Annotated in this window: 20 protein-coding genes and 1 pseudogene; 17 read left to right on the plus strand and 4 right to left on the minus strand. The window is 29.1% G+C overall.

The genetic code is table 11. The annotated features are described in order from the left end of the window. Position 1: 1 nt before the first annotated feature. The 10 genes from G594_RS0105005 to G594_RS0105045 all read left to right on the plus strand — a co-directional run bounded on the left by G594_RS0105005 (position 2) and on the right by G594_RS0105045 (position 7,254). Positions 2–982, plus strand: a complete 981-nt coding sequence (locus G594_RS0105005; RefSeq protein ID WP_027097576.1) for an SPFH domain-containing protein — start codon at positions 2–4, stop codon at positions 980–982. Between the two features lie 138 nt (positions 983–1,120). Then, on the plus strand, positions 1,121–1,258 hold the full coding sequence (locus tag G594_RS20055; protein WP_155849283.1) for a hypothetical protein: 138 nt from the start codon (positions 1,121–1,123) through the stop codon (positions 1,256–1,258). Between the two features lie 140 nt (positions 1,259–1,398). After that, positions 1,399–2,256: a Rossmann-like and DUF2520 domain-containing protein gene (locus G594_RS0105010; RefSeq protein WP_027097577.1), complete on the plus strand. Its 858-nt coding sequence runs from the start codon at positions 1,399–1,401 to the stop codon at positions 2,254–2,256. Positions 2,257–2,259: 3 nt separating this feature from the next. Continuing rightward, the gene (gene panB, locus G594_RS0105015; RefSeq protein ID WP_027097578.1) at positions 2,260–3,084 is read left to right on the plus strand and encodes a 3-methyl-2-oxobutanoate hydroxymethyltransferase; all 825 of its coding nucleotides are present in this window, start codon (positions 2,260–2,262) and stop codon (positions 3,082–3,084) included. 10 nt (positions 3,085–3,094) lie between these two features. Then, positions 3,095–3,940: a pantoate--beta-alanine ligase gene (panC, locus tag G594_RS0105020; RefSeq protein WP_027097579.1), complete on the plus strand. Its 846-nt coding sequence runs from the start codon at positions 3,095–3,097 to the stop codon at positions 3,938–3,940. A 13-nt stretch (positions 3,941–3,953) separates the two neighbouring features. Further along, entirely contained in the window at positions 3,954–4,343 is a 390-nt protein-coding gene (gene panD, locus G594_RS0105025; protein WP_027097580.1) for an aspartate 1-decarboxylase, read from the plus strand. A gap of 183 nt (positions 4,344–4,526) precedes the next feature. Next, complete coding sequence (locus tag G594_RS0105030) at positions 4,527–4,847, plus strand: rhodanese-like domain-containing protein (protein WP_027097581.1); 321 nt, start codon at positions 4,527–4,529, stop codon at positions 4,845–4,847. A gap of 317 nt (positions 4,848–5,164) precedes the next feature. Next, entirely contained in the window at positions 5,165–5,494 is a 330-nt protein-coding gene (locus G594_RS0105035) for a hypothetical protein (RefSeq protein ID WP_027097582.1), read from the plus strand. Positions 5,495–5,647: 153 nt separating this feature from the next. Continuing rightward, complete coding sequence (locus tag G594_RS0105040) at positions 5,648–6,787, plus strand: pyridoxal-phosphate-dependent aminotransferase family protein (protein WP_027097583.1); 1,140 nt, start codon at positions 5,648–5,650, stop codon at positions 6,785–6,787. 65 nt (positions 6,788–6,852) lie between these two features. Then, positions 6,853–7,254 (plus strand): hypothetical protein, encoded by a 402-nt coding sequence (locus G594_RS0105045; protein WP_027097584.1) that lies wholly within the window; start codon positions 6,853–6,855, stop codon positions 7,252–7,254. 221 nt (positions 7,255–7,475) lie between these two features. Here the strand turns inward: G594_RS0105045 and G594_RS0105050 are convergent, their stop codons facing one another. Next, positions 7,476–7,922, minus strand: coding sequence for a hypothetical protein (locus G594_RS0105050; protein ID WP_027097585.1), 447 nt, complete (start codon positions 7,920–7,922; stop codon positions 7,476–7,478). Between the two features lie 310 nt (positions 7,923–8,232). Here G594_RS0105050 and abc-f point away from each other — a divergent pair, with 310 nt between their 5' ends. The 6 genes from abc-f (at position 8,233) to G594_RS18360 (ending at position 16,059) form a co-directional block, all read left to right on the plus strand. Then, on the plus strand, positions 8,233–9,861 hold the full coding sequence (gene abc-f / locus G594_RS0105055; protein ID WP_027097586.1) for a ribosomal protection-like ABC-F family protein: 1,629 nt from the start codon (positions 8,233–8,235) through the stop codon (positions 9,859–9,861). Between the two features lie 71 nt (positions 9,862–9,932). Then, positions 9,933–11,129, plus strand: a complete 1,197-nt coding sequence (gene gltS / locus G594_RS0105060; protein ID WP_027097587.1) for a sodium/glutamate symporter — start codon at positions 9,933–9,935, stop codon at positions 11,127–11,129. Between the two features lie 55 nt (positions 11,130–11,184). Continuing rightward, on the plus strand, positions 11,185–11,502 hold the full coding sequence (locus tag G594_RS0105065) for a hypothetical protein (protein WP_027097588.1): 318 nt from the start codon (positions 11,185–11,187) through the stop codon (positions 11,500–11,502). Then, positions 11,502–12,032, plus strand: a complete 531-nt coding sequence (locus G594_RS0105070) for a 2'-5' RNA ligase family protein (protein ID WP_027097589.1) — start codon at positions 11,502–11,504, stop codon at positions 12,030–12,032. Before G594_RS0105065 ends, G594_RS0105070 begins: the two co-directional genes overlap by 1 nt. Before the next feature lie 177 nt (positions 12,033–12,209). Further along, a complete protein-coding gene (locus tag G594_RS18355; RefSeq protein ID WP_070098159.1) occupies positions 12,210–14,963 on the plus strand; it encodes a glycosyl hydrolase family 18 protein in 2,754 nt (917 codons plus the stop codon). A 550-nt stretch (positions 14,964–15,513) separates the two neighbouring features. Beyond that, a complete protein-coding gene (locus G594_RS18360) occupies positions 15,514–16,059 on the plus strand; it encodes an HD domain-containing protein (RefSeq protein WP_034865884.1) in 546 nt (181 codons plus the stop codon). A gap of 176 nt (positions 16,060–16,235) precedes the next feature. Here G594_RS18360 and G594_RS0105090 read toward each other — a convergent pair whose 3' ends face one another. The 3 genes and pseudogenes from G594_RS0105090 to G594_RS18370 all read right to left on the minus strand — a co-directional run bounded on the left by G594_RS0105090 (position 16,236) and on the right by G594_RS18370 (position 19,649). Then, entirely contained in the window at positions 16,236–17,336 is a 1,101-nt protein-coding gene (locus G594_RS0105090; protein WP_027097590.1) for an ArsR/SmtB family transcription factor, read from the minus strand. 62 nt (positions 17,337–17,398) lie between these two features. Next, complete coding sequence (locus tag G594_RS18365) at positions 17,399–18,652, minus strand: MFS transporter (protein ID WP_051195908.1); 1,254 nt, start codon at positions 18,650–18,652, stop codon at positions 17,399–17,401. Positions 18,653–18,796: 144 nt separating this feature from the next. After that, positions 18,797–19,649: pseudogene (locus tag G594_RS18370) on the minus strand (aldo/keto reductase). Positions 19,650–19,914: 265 nt separating this feature from the next. Between G594_RS18370 and G594_RS0105105 the strand changes: the two are divergent. After that, positions 19,915–21,335 (plus strand): collagen-binding domain-containing protein (locus tag G594_RS0105105; protein WP_027097591.1); only part of this gene is annotated, 1,421 nt, incomplete at its 3' end.

Here is a 21,335-nt window from a genome sequence, read left to right on the forward strand (position 1 = left end):
CATGGGTTTATTTTCAAAACAATTTTCAAATGTAGTTGAATGGGAAGAGTATAGAGATGATTTGTTATTTTGGAAATGGGATAATAAAGAAATTAAAAAGGGTTCAAGATTAATAATTCGTCCAGGGCAAGATGCCATATTTATGTATAATGGAAAACTTGAAGGTGTATTTACCGATGAAGGAAGCTATGATATTGAATCTGAAATTATTCCTTTTTTATCTACATTAAAAGGCTTTAAATTTGGGTTTAATAGTGGAATAAGAGCTGAGGTATTATTTATTAATACCAAAGAGTTTACTGTAAGATGGGGAACAAGACAAGCTATAAATATTCCTAATCAAGCATTGCCAGGAGGAATGCCTGTAAGAGCAAATGGGACATTTAATTGTAAGCTTTCAGACCATATGGCTTTTATTGATAAAATAGCTGGTATAAAGCATCAGTATTCAATTGATGAAACTAAAGAAAGAGTTTTATCTTTTCTCGACCAACTTTTAATGAAGTGGATAGTTAAAGAGGGAAAAGATATGTTTAACCTTCAAGCTAATTCATTTGATATATCAAGAGGAATTTGTGAGGATTTAGACTATGAAATGAGTAAAATTGGAATATCCATAACTAATTTTAATATAGCAAGTTTTTCATATCCTGAAGAAGTTCAAAAGATGATTAATAAAATAGCTTCTCAAAGTATGGTTGGGGATATGAGTAAGTATCAACAAGTTAGTATGGTTGAAGGAATGACATCTGGAAAGATGAATGGTGGTAATGTTGCATCTGATATGTTAGCAATGCAAATGGGTATGTCAATGGGACAACAAATGATGAATAATATGCAACAAAATAGCAATAATAATACTACTCAGAATAATAATATTCAAGATTCAAGTAATGGGTCTTATCCAAAGTTCTGCCCAAGTTGTGGGACAAAGACTTCTGGAGGAAAGTTCTGTAGTGAGTGTGGTCAAAAACTTTCATAAATATAATAACTCTAGTAAATAATTTTACTAGAGTCAGGGTGTCGACAAAATCGACACCCTTTTTTGATAAAAAGAGATATAGATAACAAATTATAAATAGAATGTAGTAGTGTAGATTCATTAGTTCCTGAAGACCATTTGAGTAGGAAAATTAATGAAGATTTAGATTTTAATTTAGAGTTTGATATTACTGCTGGAAATGTGCATGATAGTGTGGGCTTCGTTGATTTATGTAAAGAATTAAAAGATGGATTTTCATATATGTCCAAATTTTAAAATATTGAAATATGTGAGGAAATATGTTAAATTTTTATCATGGGTGGTATTTTCAGGAAGCTACACCAGATTGACAATTTTTTTATTTTGTATAGCTCATATCTATTTAGAATGGGACTAATATGTATCACACTCTATGAATGGAGGTGATAACAATAAAAATCGGATTTATAGGTGCAGGAAAGGTAGGATTTGCGCTAGGGAAGTATTTAAGTGAAAATAATATAAATTTAGTGGGGTATTATAGCAAAAATATAAATTCAGCAATTGAAGCAGCTAAATTTACAAATTCAAAATATTTTACAAGTATTAAAGATATTATAAAAGAATGTGATACTATTATCATTACTACTCCAGATGGAGTAATAGAAGAAGTTTGGAATAGTATTAAAAAGTTATACATTAATGAAAAAATAATATGTCATTGTAGTGGGTCACTATCATCAAGTATATTTTCTGAAATAGATAATTATAGTTCATATGGTTATTCAATCCATCCTATTTTCGCATTCAGCGACAAATATAATTCTCATAAAAATTTAAAAAGTGCATTTATAACAATCGAAGGGGCTGAAAAGTATTTAAATAACATTAAAGAGTTATTTAGTAGTTTAGGAAACACAGTAAAAGTAATATCTAAAGAAAATAAGTATAAATATCATTGTGCTTCTGTTATGGTAAGTAATCATATTATTGCATTAATAAATAATAGTGTTTTGTTATTAAAAGAATGTAATTTTACTGATATAGAGGCTATTGAAGCTTTATACCCATTAATTAAAAATAACATTGAGAATGTATATACTAAGGGGGTTAAAGAAGCATTAACTGGTCCTATAGAAAGAGGAGATGTTACTACTATTAAGGGTCACTTAGATGTGTTAGATGGAGATGTCAAGGCTATATATACTTTGCTTAGTAGAAGTTTGTTGAATATAGCAAAGGAGAAAAATGCATACAGAAGTTATGAGAAAATAGAATTAATGATTGGAGAATAAACAATGAAAAATACATCAGTTACATTTAAAGAGTCAAAAAATAAAGAGAAGCTTACTATGCTAACAGCATATGATTACTCTACGGCAAAGTTAATGGACGAGTCTGGAATAAATGGAATATTGGTTGGAGATTCATTAGGAATGGTATGTTTAGGTTATGAAGATACATTACCTGTTACTATGGAGGATATGATACATCATACAAAAGCTGTCTCAAGGGGAGCTAAAAATACATTGGTGGTTGCTGATTTACCTTTTATGTCTTATCAGACATCTGTATATGATGCTGTAGTTAATGCAGGTAGATTAATAAAAGAAGGTGGTGCGCAGGCTATAAAACTTGAGGGTGGTAAAGATATGCATGAGCAGATTAAAGCTATTGTAAATGCATCTATACCTGTTATGGGGCATATTGGATTGACACCTCAATCAGTAAATTCATTCGGTGGATTCAAGGTACAAGGAAAAAGTGAAGAAGCAGCTAAAAAATTATTAGAAGATGCTTTATCTGTAGAAAAAGCAGGAGCATTTGCAATTGTTCTAGAGTGTGTTCCTGTAAAGCTAGCTAAATTGGTATCAAGTAAATTAAGTATACCCACAATAGGAATTGGTGCTGGTGATGGATGTGATGGTCAAATATTAGTTTATCAAGATATGTTAGGAATGTTTTCTGATTTTACGCCTAAGTTTGTAAAAAAGTATGCAAATGTAGGAGAAGTTATGAAATTAGCTTTTAAAGAATATATAAATGAAGTTAAAGATGGAATTTTTCCAGAAGAAAAGCATGGATTTAAGATAGATGATGAAGTAATAGAAAAATTATATTAAGGAGTAAATTATGAATATTTCAAATAGTATAACAGATGTAAGGAAATACGTATCAAAGTGGAAGTTAGAAGGCCTTAAAATAGGGTTTGTTCCAACTATGGGATATTTACATGAAGGGCATAAGAGCCTTATAGATAGAGCGGTAAAAGAAAATGATAGAGTGGTAGTAAGTATATTCGTAAATCCAACTCAATTTGGCCCTAAAGAAGATTTAGCTAATTACCCAAGAGATCTAGAGAGAGATGCTAGTTTATGTAGTGACTCAGGAGTTGATTTGATATTTGCACCTAAAGTAGATGAAATGTATTTTGATGATTTCTGCAGTTTTGTGGCTATGGAGGGATTAACTAAAGGATTGTGTGGTAAGAGTAGACCAATACATTTTAGAGGTGTATGTACTGTAGTTTGTAAATTATTTAATATAGTTTCACCTAATAATGCATACTTTGGGGAGAAAGATGCACAACAATTAGCTGTTATAAAGAGAATGGTAAGAGATTTTAACTTTGATGTTAATGTAATAGGTTGTCCAATCGTTAGAGAGAATGATGGATTGGCTAAGAGTTCTAGGAATACTTATTTAAATGATGAAGAGAGAAAAGCAGCTACTATATTAAATAAAGCCCTAAAATTGGGTAAGGAAGCTTTAGATAATGGATTAAGAGAGTGTAGTGAATTAGTAGATATAATTAATAAAGAGATACAATTAGAACCATTAGCTAAAGTAGATTATATAGAAGTTGTGGATTCGTTATCTATGGAAAAGCTGGATATAATTAAAGATAATGTTTTAGTTGCAATAGCTATATATATAGGAAAAACAAGACTAATAGATAATTTTACTTATGAGATTTAATGGAGGAAAGCAAATGAATATAAAAATGTTAAAAGGAAAAATTCATAGAGCGACTGTAGTACAAGCTGAATTAGAGTATATTGGAAGTATAACTGTAGATAAGGATTTATTAGAAGCATCAGGAATATTAGAATATGAGAAAGTTCAAATTGTTAATATAAATAATGGTAGTAGATTTGAGACATATACAATAGCTGGAGAAAGAGGATCCGGTTTAATTTGCTTAAATGGTGCAGCTGCAAGATGTGTACAAGTTGGAGATAAAATTATAATAATGGCTTATTGTAATATGGACGAGAAGGAAGCAAAGGATCATAAACCACGTGTAGTATTTGTTGATGAAAAAAACAAGATAGAAAAATTATCACGATATGAAAGACATGGATTATTGGAATATATTTAATTTAGATGGGATAATGTTCCCTTTCAGATTATAGACAAAAAGCATTTTCTCCAATCGGAGAAAATGCTTTTTGTCTACAATCTTACTCTAGTAAATAATTTTACTAGAGTTTATTTATATTATTGAAAATATATTATTAAAATAATATAATAAGTATAAATTTTAAACACAAGAGGTAAAGTGATGGATTTTATAAAAAACTTAGGTGATAAAGAAGCGCAGGCTTTTATAGAAAATAACAAAGAATTAGTAATTCTAGATGTTAGAAGATATAATGAATTTAAAACAGGTAATATACCTAATTCTATTAATATTCCTGTAGAGGAACTTGAATGGGAAATTGAGCAGTTAGAAGATTATAAAGATAAACCGATTTTAGTTTATTGTAGAGCAGGTCATAGAAGTGTTGTTGCATGTAATATACTTAATGATGCAGGATTTGAAAAATTATATAACTTGTCGTATGGTACACTAGGATATACAGGAAGATTAGAGCCTATTTAAATGCAATAAATAGATAAAAAAATAGAGCGAATTATTTTCGCTCTAAGTCTGGGTTTAAATCATATATGAAATTAAAATATTGATTTGAAAGTTATTTATATCTTAATTATTGACAGAATAAATTATTTTAAACAAGTAAAGTTAAAAATATAAATTATTAGGGTATAAAAAAATTTTAGTTTGGTAAACTAATAGTAATCCTAAATTCATAAAAAATTATAGTTATTAGGTGGAATAAGTTTAAAATTTATTCCACCCTTTTTTTATAAAAAAAAATGATGTAATATATAATTAAGCTTACAAGGGGAGGAATAAGGATGGGTTTTTTAGAATTATTAAAGAGGTCTCAAAAGGAAAGCTTAATGTTAGTACAAGCTAAAGAAGCAGAAAAATTTTTGAAAATGAAGGAAAAAGATGATAAGCTAAAAATAGAAAAATATACTGAAGAAGGTATTTTATATTGTCCAAAATGTTTAGCTACAAACTTAAAAACCACAAAGAAAAAATACAAGATTCTAAATACTGGTGGTGAAGCTATGCTTACAGATTTTGATGGAAATGTTTTGGGAAGTGTATCATCTAAAAATTTAGATTTAGTATGTGCATGTTGTGGGCACAAGTGGAATAATAAAATAAATAAGAAATAATATGAATTTGTTATATTGAGAGGTTATTGTATGAAACATACAATAACCTTTTTTATATATATTAATTGCTTGAGGCATTGTATCAGTACAATTGAATAAGAATTAGGGATGTGTTAGTATTTATCCATATTCATAGGGAAAGGAAGATTGGGGATGAATAATAAATTTGTTTATACACCTGGGCCAACAAATGTAAGAGACAATGTTAGATTAGAAAGGTCTAAAGTAACTACTAATCCAGATATAGACACTGATTTTGTTGAATTTTATAAGGGCACATGTGATAAGGTTAGTAAAATTCTTAATACTAAAAATGAAACATATATATTATGTGGTGAAGGGATATTAGGTTTAGAAGCTGCCTGCGCAACATTAACAGAGCCAGGAGATAGGGTTTTAGTTATTAATAATGGCATTTTTGGAAAAGGGTTTATGGATTTTGTTAAAATATATGGTGGAGATGGTGTGTACTATTCATCAGATTATAGAAAAGAAATTGATACTGACAAATTAAATGAGTTTTTGCAAAGAGATCATGATTTTAAATATGCAACTTTAGTACATTGTGATACGCCTACTGGAGTTAAGAATGATATTTCTAAAATATGTAGGTTATTAAATGAGTATGGAATTTTGTCTGTAGTAGATTCTGTTGCAGGAATGGGGGGAGAAGAAGTTAAAGGTGATGATTGGAAAATAGATGTACTTTTAGGAGGTTCTCAAAAGGCTTTTTCAGCTCCTCCTGGATTGACTACAGTAACTTTAAGTAATAGAGCTAAGGAAGTTATGGAAAGTAGGAAAACTTCTGTTGTGGGATTTTATTGTAATTTAAATATATGGAAGAATTATTATATAGAAAAATGGTTTCCTTACACCATGCCTATTAGTGATATTATGGCACTAGATCTAGCTTTAGACAACATACTTGACGAAGGAATAGAGAATGTGATACTTAGGCACAGTAAAGTTGCTGATGCTACAAGAAAGGCACTCCAAGGCTTTGGGTTAGAATTGTTTTTAGAAAATGGATTTTGTAATACTGTAACAGCCTTTAAAGTTCCAGAATATATTGGGGCAGTTAAATTAAAAAATTACATAAATGATAAATACAACGCAATAATTTCAACATCACTTAAACCTTATGATAATGAAATTATTAGAATTGGACATATGGGAGAGAATGCTAGATTAGAGGAAATATCATATGCATTAAATTTGATAGGAAAAGCTTTAAAAGATTTAGGATATGTATCAGAAAAAAATCTATTGGATTTATTTAATGGGTATTATTGATCTATTTATTCTTTTTAAAAAATATTATATAATTGAGAGAAAGAAGTTGTTTTTTGGAGGATAAAATGATAAAGAATTATAGAGGAACTGCATTAAATATTATATATTCATTAATTTATGTAATTGCAGCTTTTTTGCTTATATCAATAAAAGTAAGTGGATTATATAAAAATCAGTCAGATTTCATAATTATTGCATACATAATAGCTTGTGTATTAATTGCATTAGGGTTTGCAAAAAGTTATTTAACTACTTTAAAATTTTCTGATAATAAGATTGAAATTTTAGGGATGATTACCAAAAAGGAAATAGTCATTGATAATATTGAAAATGTAGAGAGTGATAAAACCAAGAATGAAGTTATAGTAGTTACTAAAGAAAATAAGAAGTTTCAAATTAACTTAGGTGATATAAATAAGAAACAGCGAAAAGAATTTGAAGATAGGATATTATCTTTAAATATTTAAAAGAAGGAGAGAAACTCCTTCTTTTTTTATGTAAAGTAAAATATAAAATTTTAGTTAGGTATAAATTAAGCGGGGTATTACAATTTAATATTAAAAACTATAAAATAAAGGAAAATAATTTTATAGTTTCCATATCTTAAGTAGGAAGTGAATAGATATTTATTTTTCTGTGATTTGGAGCTTGGGACGGAATGTGAAAAATAAACATCTATCCTACTTATTTAATCCATTTCTAATATGAGAAATTTACACTTAAAGTCTTGTATATTACTTTCACCAGTATTAAGTATTTTTATATCAGTAGGTGTGGTAGAGGTATAAAAAATATAGTTGTTACAATTAAGGTCACCATTAGTTGAAGTTTCTTGAGTTAAAGAACTTATTGGAATATTATTAGCATAAATAATGAAAGAATTAGTGCTATTAGCAACATTTTTTCCAATATATCTAGAAAGAAGAATATAGGTGTGGTTTTCAGTTATAGAAAAAGAACTTTCATCCTTATTATAAGTGATATCATTAGCGCCACCAAACTCAATATTATCAAACTTAATATAAGTATTTATCTTAGATAATGGTATGTTAGTATAAGCAGACATAAAGCCTATAAGATCCAATTCTTGAGACAACTCCTCGAAGGTATCAAAAGATTTTGAGTTTATAGTCATAGTATCCTCCTTTGGCCTATTCAGGTGATTGCTTTCTATTATAAGTTATTCAAATTGGATAAAACTTGTGACATTTACATAATTATTGATAAAATACATAAGTGTGATATAATATGAACGTAAGTTTTTCAAAATTAAAGAAAGGCATAGGTATTTAAGAAATGAGAATATAATCTATTGTTAAATTTTAGTGCAATAAGAAAAAAAGTCACCTTATAATAAGGTTTTTTTGTTGTGCAAGTTTGAGGGTAGATTAGTTTTACATTACGTTATTTTTCTGCTCTCTCCGTTTAAGATTGGAGGGATTTTTTTGTTGTTAGGAAGCTTATTTAATGTTAAAAAAAGTTATGGGGATAGAATGATTCTAGATATAGATGAATTAAAAATATTCCAAGGTGATAGAATTGGATTAGTTGGGGAGAATGGTTCGGGAAAATCAACCTTGATTAAGATACTTATTGGTGAAGAGGAAAGGGATAGTGGTGAAGTGACTATATGTAATAGTTATTCCTATATAAGCCAAGGTGTAGATTTTGTTGAAGAATGTGACTTTGATTATGAGTGGAATTCTACTAGTATTAAAGCACCAAACCTTTTTGACAAGTATTTGTCTGGAGGGGAAAAAGTAAAGTTTAAGATAGTAAATTCATTAAAGAAGAAATCCAAACTTATAATTGGAGATGAGATAACTTCTAATTTAGATAGAAGTACAATAGATTCTCTAGAAAAACTATTATTAGAATATGATGGTGGCCTTCTGCTAGTATCTCATGATAGGGAGTTCTTAGATAATGTTTGCAACATAATTATAGAGCTAAAGGACGGTAAAGTTAAAAAGTATAATGGAAATTATTCTAAATATTTAGAAGTTAAAGAATTAGAAAATTTAAGTGAAGAAAGAGAATATATTAAATATATTAATGAAAAAGAACATCTTGAAAGAGCTATAATTAGAAAAGAAGAAATTAAGAATTCTATAAAGAGAACACCTAAAAGAATGGGAAACTCTGAAGCTAGGCTTCATAAGATGGGTGGACAAAAGGGAAAGAAGAAGCTTGATGGCAATGTAAAAGCATTAAAAAGTAGAATTGAACATCTAGAGATAAAAGAAAAGCCTAAGAAAGTTAAGAATATAAAGATAAAAGTTCAAGATGGACTAGAAATATACTCTAAAATAGTTGCTGAGGGTAAAAATATATGCATAAAGCGTGGTAATAAAACTCTTATAAAAGATAGCAATTTTGTAATTAATAAGGGGGATAAAGTTGCCTTAATAGGAGATAACGGTTCGGGTAAAACCTCATTAATTAAAGAAATTATAAATAATGTTGATAATATAAAAGTTAATCAAAGAGTAAAGATTGGCTATTTTGACCAAGAACAAAAAATATTAAATGACAATTTAACTATTTTAGAAAATATAAAATATAACTCTAGATTTGAAGAGAGTTTTATAAGGATATGTCTTAGTGGATTTGGATTTAAAAGAGATGATGTTCATAAAAATGTGGGAATACTAAGTGGTGGCGAGAAAGTTAAGGTGAGTTTATGTAAAGTATTATTAGATGACAATAATCTTTTAATATTAGATGAGCCTACTAACTATTTAGACATAAACTCTATAACTGCTTTAGAGGAAGCTCTTAGTGGAACTGATAAAGAGTTTATTATAATAAGTCATGATAGAAAATTAATATCTTATATATGTAATAAAATTTTTGAAATTAAAAACTGTAAGCTTATAACTTTTAGAGGAAATTATTATGATTATTCTCAGGACCATAAAAAAGTAAGAAATAACAAAGAGGATGAGAAAATGCTTTTAAGGACGAAACTTTCAGAGGTTTTATCAAGGTTATCAATAGAAAAAAATGATATTATTAAGGAAAAGCTAGAAAAAGAATATAATAAAATCTTAGAAAAGCTGAATAATATCTAATAGATAGAAAAATATCACAGCTAAAGATAAATTTTTAATTTACATTAGAAGAGTTTTGGAGGAACAAGTTTATGACAATTAATTTAGATATATTTGAGACTATGGCACTTGCAACAATAGTGTTTTATATAGGTCTGTATTTAAGAAAGAAAGTAAAATTACTTTCAAAATATTGTATACCAGCTCCAGTAATAGGAGGATTATTATTTGCTGTACTAGTACTGATTTTAAGAATAACTAATATAGCTACAATAAATTTAGATATAACGCTTCAAAATATTTTTATGACTGCATTTTTTACAAGTATAGGATATACGGCAAGTTTAAAAATATTAAAAAAGGGTGGAATTAAGGTAGGAATATTTCTAGCTTTAGCTATGCTTTTAGTGGTATTACAAGATGCTTTAGGTGCCTCTTTGGCTACCGTATTCAATCTTAATCCATTATTAGGTTTATGTACTGGATCTATACCTATGGTAGGTGGACATGGAACAGCAGGTTCTTTTGGACCGTTATTAGAAGAGATGGGTGTGGCTGGTGCAACTACAGTTTCCTTTGCTTCAGCTACATTTGGATTAGTTATGGGAAGCTTTATTGGAGGTTTTGTAGCTAAAAATTTAATTGAAAGAAAAAATATAGATACACCAAAGCATTCAGAAGACCATTCATTACCACTTAGCGATTTTCATGAGGACAATCAAGCTATACTTTGTCATAAAAGATTGATGAATGCTGTTGCATGGATATTTTTAGCCATGGGAATAGGGTCAATTATTTCAAAATTTATTCAAGATTTAGGATTAACTTTTCCGTCATATATTGGTGCTATGGTAGCAGCTGCAGTTATAAGAAATATCTGTGATTTTAGAAAAGTAGAACTTGAGGATAAAGAGATTGAAACTATAGGTGGAATAAGTCTTTCATTCTTTTTGGCTATGGCATTGATGGGACTAAAATTATGGGAGTTGTTTGATTTAGCACTTCCTATGTTAGTTATGTTAATTGCACAAGCTTTATTAATGGGGGTATTTGCATATTTTATAACCTTTAGAATTATGGGGAAAGACTATGATGCAGCTGTTTTTGCCTCAGCCAATTGTGGTTTCGGTATGGGGGCAACTCCAAATGCAGTTGCTAATATGGATGCATTAACAGCAAAGTTTGGATATGCACCAACTCCTTACTTAGTGGTTCCAATTGTAGGATGCTTATTTATTGATTTTGTTAACTCAGCAGTAATAACGTTATTTATAAATATATTAAGATAATTAAGTAAAAACTAGAGTTGAAATACTCTAGTTTTTATTTTTAGGAGGACTTAATATGGAAAAATATAGAAATAAGTTTGAAGAGATAGTAGAAAATTCTAAAACCAATATTAATGAGATAAGTAATACAAATGATGATGTTGAAATGGTAACCCAAATGAGTAGTGAATTAACAACAATGAATGTAGGAGAAGATTTTTCGAATGGACAACAAATAAAATTACAAATGCCATTGGAAACATATAATTCAAAGAATAAGATTATGGATTCATTAGATGTATCAGATAGAGGGGATGAAGTAGTAGATAGGACAAAGAATAATCATAATGGTCCAGATTTTGCTTCGACACATCTTATAGATAGGAGAGAATAATGAGGTATGTTATAGTTTCAATTGTACATGGAGCAGGAGGGGAGTTTAATAATAATTTAAGAAGAGAAGTATTTGAAAAGTTCAAAGCACGATCCTCTAAACTTCCTGCACACTTTACAATAAAAGCACCCTTTGAGGTAGAGGGCGAAATAAAAGAAATAGAAGATATTCTTCAAGACTTTACTAAAAAGCATAGCAAAGCTCCATATAAGATAGAAGGATATAACCATTTTGATGATAGGGTTATATATATGGATGTAAAAATGTCTAAGGAAGGGAAAGAAGTCCATGATAGACTTATTGATGAATTGTCAAAGGTATCCTATATAAATTTCGATAAAAAAGATGGAAAAAATAAAATAATTCATGTAACAATATCTTCAAAAAAAATAAGAAATATATACAATGATCTTTGGGAGTATGTAAATGAATATTCTTGTAACTTTAACTGTAGCTTTGATAATGTAACAATATATAAGTGGCAGGATAATACATGGAAGCTCCATAAAAAATACGTGTTTAATGAATAAGACCACACTTTTAGTGTGGTTTTTTTATTAAATAAATTTACTTTTGTAAATATATGTATTATTGTGACTCTTATAGAATATAGTTAAATATAGAATTGCTTCTTGGTTTTGCTTTGTAGTGATTGATATTGTTTCCAATGGAAAATAAATTATATATCAATGAAGGAGAGTTAAGTCATGTTAAAGAAGGCATTTTATAAAAATGCTAAAGCAATGGTAGCCATAGCTACAATTGCTTGTATACTTATGACAAATACAGTTCCTGTAATAGCTGCTGATCAAAAGAAGAATGGATCAGTTATGACTGTTGAAGCACAAGGATTACAAAAGTACCGCAATGTTATGTATTATGGTGATTGGTCTATATGGGGTGGGCAGAAACAGTTTAATCCAAAGGATATACCTGCAGATCAATTAACACATCTTAACTTTGCATTTTTAGACTTTGATGAGCACGGCAACCTACAATTTACCGATAAAGATGCTGCAATGACTCATGCAGTAGGAAACAGTGACGTGTTAGCTGGCGAACCTAATGCCGGTATTTTAAATGGATTTAAGGTGCTAAAGAGTGAAAATCCTAATTTGAGAATTGGAGTTTCACTAGGTGGATGGTCAAAATCAGGGGATTTTTCAAAAGTTTGTGCTAATAAAGAGAGTCGTACTAAGTTTGTGCAGAATGTAATGACATTTATTAAATATACTAACATGGACTTTGTTGATGTGGATTGGGAGTACCCAACCTTTGTAAGAGAACCTGACCTTTGTGATAACTCAAGAGATGAAGGAACAAAATATAGCACTTCAGCTGATAAAGAAAACTTTATTGATTTGTTGCAAGATTTAAGAAACGCTCTAGATGCTCAAGGTAAGGAGCTTAATAAGACTTATGAACTTTCAGTGGCCCTACCAGCTCCAATAGAAAAAGTATCTGCAGGAATAGATGTACCAAAATTATTTAGTTTAGTAGACTTTGCTAATATCATGACCTATGATATGAGAGGAGCATGGGATAATATTAGTGGACACCAAACAGGATTATACACTAACTCTAAAGATCCATTTAAGGATAAGGGATTATCTATAGATGAAAGTGTTAAGTATTATCTATCCCAAGGAGCACCATCTGAAAAAATAGTAATTGGTGCAGCTTATTATACTCGTGGTTGGGAAAAAGTTAGTAGTGAGGAGACAGCTACAGCAACACCTGGCTTGTTTGGAGATGCAGCCTTAGTTACAACAGATGCAGATGGAACACCAACAACAGGTGCTTGGCCTGAGGCACCATTGAAGAATGGTGAGGGTGGTCGTATGACAGGAGTATGGTCTTACAATGCTTTAGATGCATTAAAATCAAAATATTCTGGATTAAAAGAGTATTGGGATGATGAAGCTAAGGCTCCATATTTATATAATCCAACAACAGGTGCTTTTTTTAGCTATGATAATGTAAAATCAATACAAGAGAAATGTAAATATGTAAAGGAGAATAACCTTGGTGGAATGATTGCTTGGATGGCATCAATGGATAAAACAACTACATCTACAAAACGTGATGAATTAACCAAAGCAACTAAAGAGTCTTTATTTGGATCAGTAAGTTTGCCTAAATATGATGTTTCAAGTTATAAAGTAAATGTTACTGCAAAAATAGAGCCTACAAAGGCAATAATGGGAAGTAGTGGAAATAGTGAATTAAAAATAACAATTACAAATAATGAAAAACTATCTGAATCGGATGAGGTATTAAGTGCAGTAGAATTACCTGCAAAAACCTTAATGAATCCAACATTATATCTAGAGACCTATGGTCTTACTATATCTGGGGTACAATATCCATTAGAAAGCTCAAATGTAGTAGAAGAGAATGGTAAGTATGTTATAAAATTAAGTGATACTTACGATGGTAAATTTATAAAACCTGGTGAAAGTAAGACGTATACATTAGACACAAAGGAATCTGTTGATAATTTAGAAGGTGTAATTAGTCTTACTATGAACCAAAGAGTTTATAAATCTTCACAAGCTTATGGAGGACAAACCTTATATGGATATTCTTCGGATGAGGAAACTGTAACTCCTGATGGGAATACTCTACCTAACATTGCTGGAGTTAGAAACAAGAAAATAGTAATAGGAGATAAGTTTAATCCATTAGAAGGAATAACAGCGTTAGATAAGGAAGATGGTGATATAACTAGTAAAATAGTTGTTACAGGTGTTGTAGATGTAAGTAAAGAAGGTAAATATGAGTTGATATATTCTGTTAAAGACAACAATGGAGGGGAAAGAGTTCTTAAGGCTGTAATTACTGTTGGTAAAAAGACAATAATTGAAGCTGATAACTATGATTCAAAGAAGTCTTATTCAAAAGGTGATATAGTAGTTTATGCTGGACGTAGGTATGAATGCGTATGGTATTCTGCGTCAGGAATAATACCTGGAACTATGGCTGCCATATGGAAAGACTTAGTCTCAGCCGAAATAGTTATCGAACCAGATCCTACACAAGAAATACAACAACCAAATGGTAATTATCTTCCTACTTTATGGGGAGTAAAAGACTCAAATATACTAATTGGAGATGATTTCGATCCTTTAGTTGGAATTAAAGCTTTAGATAAAGAAGATGGAGATATAACCAGTAAAATAGTTGTTACAGGAACTGTGGATACAACTAAAACTGGAAAATATGAGTTAATGTATTCCATTAAAGATAGTAGTGATGCAGAAAGAAGTGTAAAAGCTGTAGTAACAGTTGTAAGTAATACAACACCTCCTAAGGATGACTATAGTGCTACTAAAAATTATGTTATGGGAGATGTAGTAATATATAACGGACATAAATATGAATGTATATGGTATTCTGTACAAGGAATTACCCCAGGAACTATGGATGTTATATGGAAGGATTTGGGTGTTGCTGAGTAGTATTAAATAAAAATAGATCCTGCATTTTTTTGCAGGATTTATTTTTTTGAAAATATATTAGTAAGTAGGAACAAGTTGCTTTTATAAATATAAAAAGTATTTTAGTATAAGACAAGTGATTATTATTGTTGATAGAAATACATGATTTCCATTTCAATATTATAATAAAAATATTTTTTTGAATTTATATCATATAAACTTATCCTAACCTGCATTTTAAATATATAAATATATATTTATTTCTTCATATATTTAAAACAATATATAAATATTTCTTTTTGCTAGAATTAAAGCTACCAAAATAATTTGTACAAACCTTTTTCTATACATTCTCACAGTGATTATCATATTTAGTTTTGGTTGCAGTTTCGTCACTTAATTCATTCATGGCTATATTTATTTTTACGCGATTCTGTGTTAATATTTGAGTGGTCCATAGTGATTATGGATGTATAGATGAGAGGATAATACATGGAAGTTCCATAAGTAATTTTTATTTTATGGATAGTTCTACACTTATAGTGTGGTTTTTATTTTGAAAGGAGATAACATGAGAAAAGGTGACTGTATATATACAGGAAAAGAGGTTGAGTTTTATCCTTTAGATCCAAGAGAAGAGGAAATATTAATAGAAGATATTGGACATGCATTGTCTTTAATATGTAGAGGAAATGGACATACTAATCATTTCTACAGTGTAGCACAACATTCAATAAATTGTGCTAAAGAAGCAAAAGTAAGAGGATACTCAAATAGAGTTCAGCTTGCCTGCTTGTTACATGATGGGTCGGAAGCCTATCTTTCAGATATTACAAGACCTGTTAAAAAGGAACTTAAAGAATACCTTATTATAGAAGATAAATTACAAAATGCAATTTATAAGAAGTATGGTATTGGAGACTTAACAAAGGAGGAGCTTAATCTAATTAAAAGTGTTGATGATTCAATGCTAAAATATGAGATGAAGTACCTTATGAATTTTCATGAAATTATAGGAGAGGATTTAGTAGGTAATTATTCATTAGAGTTTGTTCTTATGAGCGAAGTTGAAAAGGAATTCTTAGAATTATTTAATGAAATAAAAATCTATGTATAAAAATAGGACAGTCTTGGTTAGGGACTGTCCTTTGACATAGGGGGATTATATATGGTATTGCTACCATATATAGTAGGTTATTATGATTACATTAATATTATGGACAAATTAAGAAAATATATACAAAGAAAAATAAATTTTTTTATAAAAAATAAAAGAAGAGTTTAAGGCTCTTCTTATTTTAGTAATAGGTTATTAACTTCATTAAGAAAATTTTCAAGAATATCTTTATTCATACTGTAGTAAATTCTATTATTTTTCTTTTCAACTTTAACAAATCTAGCATTTATTAGTGCAGTCATATGGTGTGATATTGTTGAAGTAGAAAGGTTGAATTTTTCAGATAGTTCTTGGCCATAAGCTGAAGTATCTTTAATAGACACTAATATATCAAATTTACTTTTATCACCCAGAAGTTTTAGATTTTGATATACTTCCAAATGATTTGAATTAACTCTAGTTTCAATAGTAAATTTATCATTAAATAAAACACCGATTTTTATAACATTTTTATATATATTATCATTATCTAAAGAAAATGAAATGTTTGAAGGATTTAATATTGAGTGACATACAATTATTTCTTCATATCCAGAACCTAAATCATAGTTTAGAGAAGAGGTAAGAAAATGCAATATATCATTTTGTTCAATAAATGGTTCCCAATAATCCGTAAAATCTTTAGTTAATTTAGAGAGTTCTTTGTCATATTTTTTTAGTTCAAGCACGCAAGTATTTAGCATTGATGAAAGTTCTTCTATCAATGAGTTTATATTTAAAAAAGCAAGTTGAATATTCCACTTGTTTTCTATACTTGTATCTAATGATGATATAAGAGATACAAGTTCCTCAAAAGAAGCAATTTCAGTATTTTTAAGCTCTGTACCTGCAATATCATTGGAAGAAAGAAGTTGGGCAAAGTTATAAATCTTTTCTTTATAACTCATATTTTTAATTAAAGTGAGTTGTTCTTCTAATGAAATATCTAAAAATCTGTTTTGATTTAAAAGTAATATATCTGCAATGCTCAAATCATTTAAGTTTAAATCTTTAAAAAAGAAGTCTAATCTTTCTTTTGAAAAATCCAAATTTGAAAATACTTTTGCAGCAATTCTTGATATTATATCTATTACGGTGCTTGTATATTCATTACATAATGGATAATTTCTTTTTAATCTATTTTTTAAATCTTCAAAGCTAAAGTCATTAGTCATTAATTTTAGAAGATCTAGTGATTCAGAATAATAATTTATATCTTTTTTTAAAATTGTTTTCAAAATAAACACCTCAAGTATATGATAACAATTATTGTTAACTTTTAAAAGAACTTAATCAGTAGTTATAACTCTCCTTTATTTATAAATTTAAATAAATATAGGGAAAATATAAAGCTGAGTAAAAAACCGTTGATTATGAATATACTATTAACGGACATAGAAGATGATGCAATAGAAATAATGAAAGACATAGCTGGTACTGTAGAGCATGAAGAAGCATTAAAAATTGCACTACACCTTGATAAATAATTTTCTTCTACAGATTTAATAAATAAAACTTGTAAGGAAGCAGAGAGCAATGATACAAATAGTCCAAGTATAGCAGAGATTATTCCTAATAGAATATTTGCCATAAAATAAGATAAATTTAAAGTGGATATAAAGATTATTAATATATAATAAATCCCTAAAAATAAGCCAGATATAGACATAAGGATTGTGTTTTTAATACGCTTATTTATTGTAGGATAAATAAGAGAACCAATAATCATACCTAAGCTAAGAGTAACACTTAAAATAGTAAGTAGTCCTACATTACCATTAAAAACAGTCTTTACAAGAGGGGCTTGAAGCGAATTTAGTGGTACAAGCCCTGTATTTAAAAGTGCACATATAATACATAATGTTAATATAATTTTTTTTGTTTTTATATACTTAAATCCGTCTTTTAAGTCAGTGAAGTAAGTGTTTTTCTCACTAAAAGAAGAAAAAGATTTACTAACATGAGTATTTAACTTTATGAAGCTTATTATAATAGCTGACATAATAAATGTAATTGCATCTAATAAAATAGCTGTTTGCATACCAAATGTTGCAATGATGCCACCAGCAACTGCAAGCCCTACTAATTCTGAAATTTTACATGCTGTATTACTAAAAGATATAGCGTATTCGTAATAATCTTTAGGTAGTAGTTTAGGCAGAATAGAAGAACTTGCAGGAAGTCTAAATGCTTCTACAGATGAGTTGATAAAAGTTATAAACAGTAATATAAATGGATTTAAGATACCTAAAATAAATAGTAGTGATATTAGAGAAACGCATACCCCCCTTATGACATCTGTTATAATCATAATTTTTTTCTTATCCATTCGTTCTACCCATACACCAGCAAATGGTTGAAATATAATAGATGGAAGCATGTTTACTCCAAATATAATGGCAGACCAAGATGGATTATTTGTAATTTCATAAACTAGCCATGTAAAAGCAATTGAATCTATAGAATCCCCAAATCTACTAACAATATTAGCAATAAAAAGCTTCAATGCCTCTTTCTGTTTAAAAATATCTTTATAGGTTATAGAATTATTCATAAAATATAGCCCCCTTTTATTATAGTTAGATAAGTATGAAACATATCATTCGATTATAGTATAATAATATATTTTATGAATATCAAACAAAAGTATTCGACAAATATAAAAGAAGCTTAAAAATATATTAAGCTTCTTTTATGTTTAAAAATTAATATTATCAGGATTTACTCCAGAGCCTTCACAACCTTTTAAGTTTTGGATTAGTTCCATATCTTCTTTTAATAATTCAAAGTCAAATATCATAGAATTTTCTTTTATTCTACTTGGAGTAACTGACTTAGGAAGTGGAAGAATTTCATTTTGAATATGCCAACGCAAAGTTATTTGAGCAATTGATTTATTATATTTATTTGCTATATCTTGCATTTCTTTAACTTTAAATATTCTACCAGTGGAAAGAGGTCCCCAAGCTTCAACTAATATATTATTATTCCTACAGAATTTAACTGTTTCATCTTGATTATGGCTTGGATGTAGTTCAATCTGGTTAACCATTGGTTTAATATTACAATTTTCAAATATCACTTTTAAATGATGAGGTTTAAAATTACTTACCCCAATAGCTCTGATTTTACCTTCGCTATAAAGTTTTTCAAAAGCTTTCCAAGTTTCACAAATAGCTTCTTTCCAATCTTCTTTATGTTCTTTCACTACAGGCCAATGAATTAGATATAAATCTAAGTAGTCTAAGCCTAAGTCTTTTATAGTTTTATCAAAAGCCTTTAAAGTACTTTCATATCCTTGATCAGTATTCCAAAGCTTACTTGTTACAAACAACTCTTCCCTATTAATTCTAGAAAGTTTAATGGCTTTACCAACACTTTCTTCGTTGCCATAGCAAGCTGCAGTATCAATGTGACGATATCCACATTTCATAGCTTCCAAAACTGAATTTATAGCAGGTTTCCCCATTTGGAGTTTGCCATGTACCAAAACCTACACAAGGAATATTTACACCATTACTAAGTGTATAAGTATCTTTTAAATTATTCATATTTTAATCCTCTCCTCAATTCTACTATATATAACATTATACCTTATATTACCACATTGCGAAATTGCTACTTTTTTTAATTGTTATTTTAATTAAATAATAATTAATTTTCTATATTAACAACTGTAAAAAAATGGTAAATAATAACTTTGGGTGAATTTTTTTATTGAATTTATATGTAAATTTAGAAATATAAGTGAATAAAGAATAATACCTATATACTGTAAAACAAATTTTTGTGAGGGAAGGTGAGGGTAAAGAAAGGATGAAGAAGGGGTTTAAAAGGAAACTAGCAGCGTGGGTGGGGATATTATTTGTTATTACACAAATAATTCCGGCTAGAACTATTAATGCAACAACAGAAGAGGAAGAAAATAAGAAGTACGGTACTATAGAACACTATAATGGTATTCTATTTGGCGATGATAAATTAGTTTCATATGATAATAAAAATTATGCGTATATTTCTAAAGGTGGTGATAATGAAGGTGCAGTTGCTGTAGGCGGAGATATGCATACTCCATATTTAGATAATAGTATGGATTTTGGAGCAAGTGCTGCATCAGGTTACACAGGAATAGGTAGCAAGTATGAAGATAACGGAATGCCAACGGTAATGACAAGTGGCAAATGGGATAAGATTATTGGTAGTAATATAACTGTATATGGAAGCAAAATCTTGCTTGCGCAAGAATACAATCAAGGGTTTGCTGTAATGGGAGCAGATGTAAACTATTCAGGTCAACAGAATATAAAAAATTCTATTTCTAAATTCAAAGGGAAAGTTTCAAATACTATTGGATATATAGAAAGTTTAGAAACTAACGGAAGCTTTGAAGATAATTCATATGGTAAAAATATTATTACCAATAATGGAAAAAATATTGTGAAAGTTAAGCTGGATTCAGGCATAATTCCTTCCCTAGACTTAAAAGAAAGTGTAGATTTAGACAAACAATATGTTATTTACAGTAATGCTAAAGATATTAAGTTTAGTGGCGGTTGTGTTAGATATAATGGTGCGGATGTATGGGGAAGCAGTTTGCCAAAGGATTCTCCATTATTTAAAATTGCATCAAACTTTATTTGGGTATTCCCTAATGCTGAGACAGTAGAGATAAATAATTATGCCGTTATAGGTAGCGTTGTTGCACCAAAGGCCAAAGTTCATGGTAATGGCTCATCAATAAATGGCCAATTATTTGCATCTTCATTACATCAAGAAGGAGGATTTGAACTTCATAATTTTACCAGTAGATGGAATTGGGAGTTAGATTCAAAAGGGTCAATAGAAATAGAAAAAGTAGATAGTAAAAATAGTAGTATTAAGTTAGCTGGAGCGGTATTTGAAGTATATGATTCAGAAGAGAACCTAAAGGGAACCATAAAAACTAATTCTCAAGGAAAAGGTAGCCTTGGAAATCTAGAATATGGAGAATATACTTTAGTAGAGAAAATAGCACCATTAGGATATGTATTATCTTCTGATAGAATTACTGTTAATGTAAATTCAGAAGGAATAACTTATAAAACAATAACTAATACAAAGATCTTAGGAAAGATAAATATCCTAAAAGTAGATGGTGCTGATGAAGGTGTTAAGTTATCAGGAGCAGTATTTGAAGTTAAGGATTCCGAAGGAACTGTAGTAGATACAATAACTACTGACGAAAACGGAGTAGGAAC

It is taken from the genome of Clostridium paraputrificum AGR2156 (assembly GCF_000424025.1).
In the GTDB taxonomy this organism is placed as follows: Bacteria; Bacillota; Clostridia; order Clostridiales; family Clostridiaceae; genus Clostridium; species Clostridium paraputrificum.

Excerpts from the sequence above, each read along its gene's own strand:
- G594_RS0105070 (WP_027097589.1), top strand. The coding sequence starts at position 11,502 with ATGAGGTATGTTATAGTTTCAATTGTACATGGAGCAGGAGGGGAGTTT.
- panB (WP_027097578.1), top strand. The coding sequence starts at position 2,260 with ATGAAAAATACATCAGTTACATTTAAAGAGTCAAAAAATAAAGAGAAG.
- G594_RS0105030 (WP_027097581.1), top strand. The coding sequence starts at position 4,527 with ATGGATTTTATAAAAAACTTAGGTGATAAAGAAGCGCAGGCTTTTATA.
- G594_RS0105045 (WP_027097584.1), top strand. The coding sequence starts at position 6,853 with ATGATAAAGAATTATAGAGGAACTGCATTAAATATTATATATTCATTA.
- panC (WP_027097579.1), top strand. The coding sequence starts at position 3,095 with ATGAATATTTCAAATAGTATAACAGATGTAAGGAAATACGTATCAAAG.
- G594_RS0105065 (WP_027097588.1), top strand. The coding sequence starts at position 11,185 with ATGGAAAAATATAGAAATAAGTTTGAAGAGATAGTAGAAAATTCTAAA.
- panD (WP_027097580.1), top strand. The coding sequence starts at position 3,954 with ATGAATATAAAAATGTTAAAAGGAAAAATTCATAGAGCGACTGTAGTA.
- G594_RS18360 (WP_034865884.1), top strand. The coding sequence starts at position 15,514 with ATGAGAAAAGGTGACTGTATATATACAGGAAAAGAGGTTGAGTTTTAT.
- G594_RS18355 (WP_070098159.1), top strand. The coding sequence starts at position 12,210 with ATGTTAAAGAAGGCATTTTATAAAAATGCTAAAGCAATGGTAGCCATA.
- G594_RS0105010 (WP_027097577.1), top strand. The coding sequence starts at position 1,399 with ATGGAGGTGATAACAATAAAAATCGGATTTATAGGTGCAGGAAAGGTA.
- gltS (WP_027097587.1), top strand. The coding sequence starts at position 9,933 with ATGACAATTAATTTAGATATATTTGAGACTATGGCACTTGCAACAATA.
- G594_RS18365 (WP_051195908.1), bottom strand. The coding sequence starts at position 18,652 with ATGAATAATTCTATAACCTATAAAGATATTTTTAAACAGAAAGAGGCA.
- G594_RS0105005 (WP_027097576.1), top strand. The coding sequence starts at position 2 with ATGGGTTTATTTTCAAAACAATTTTCAAATGTAGTTGAATGGGAAGAG.
- G594_RS0105035 (WP_027097582.1), top strand. The coding sequence starts at position 5,165 with ATGGGTTTTTTAGAATTATTAAAGAGGTCTCAAAAGGAAAGCTTAATG.
- G594_RS0105050 (WP_027097585.1), bottom strand. The coding sequence starts at position 7,922 with ATGACTATAAACTCAAAATCTTTTGATACCTTCGAGGAGTTGTCTCAA.
- G594_RS0105040 (WP_027097583.1), top strand. The coding sequence starts at position 5,648 with ATGAATAATAAATTTGTTTATACACCTGGGCCAACAAATGTAAGAGAC.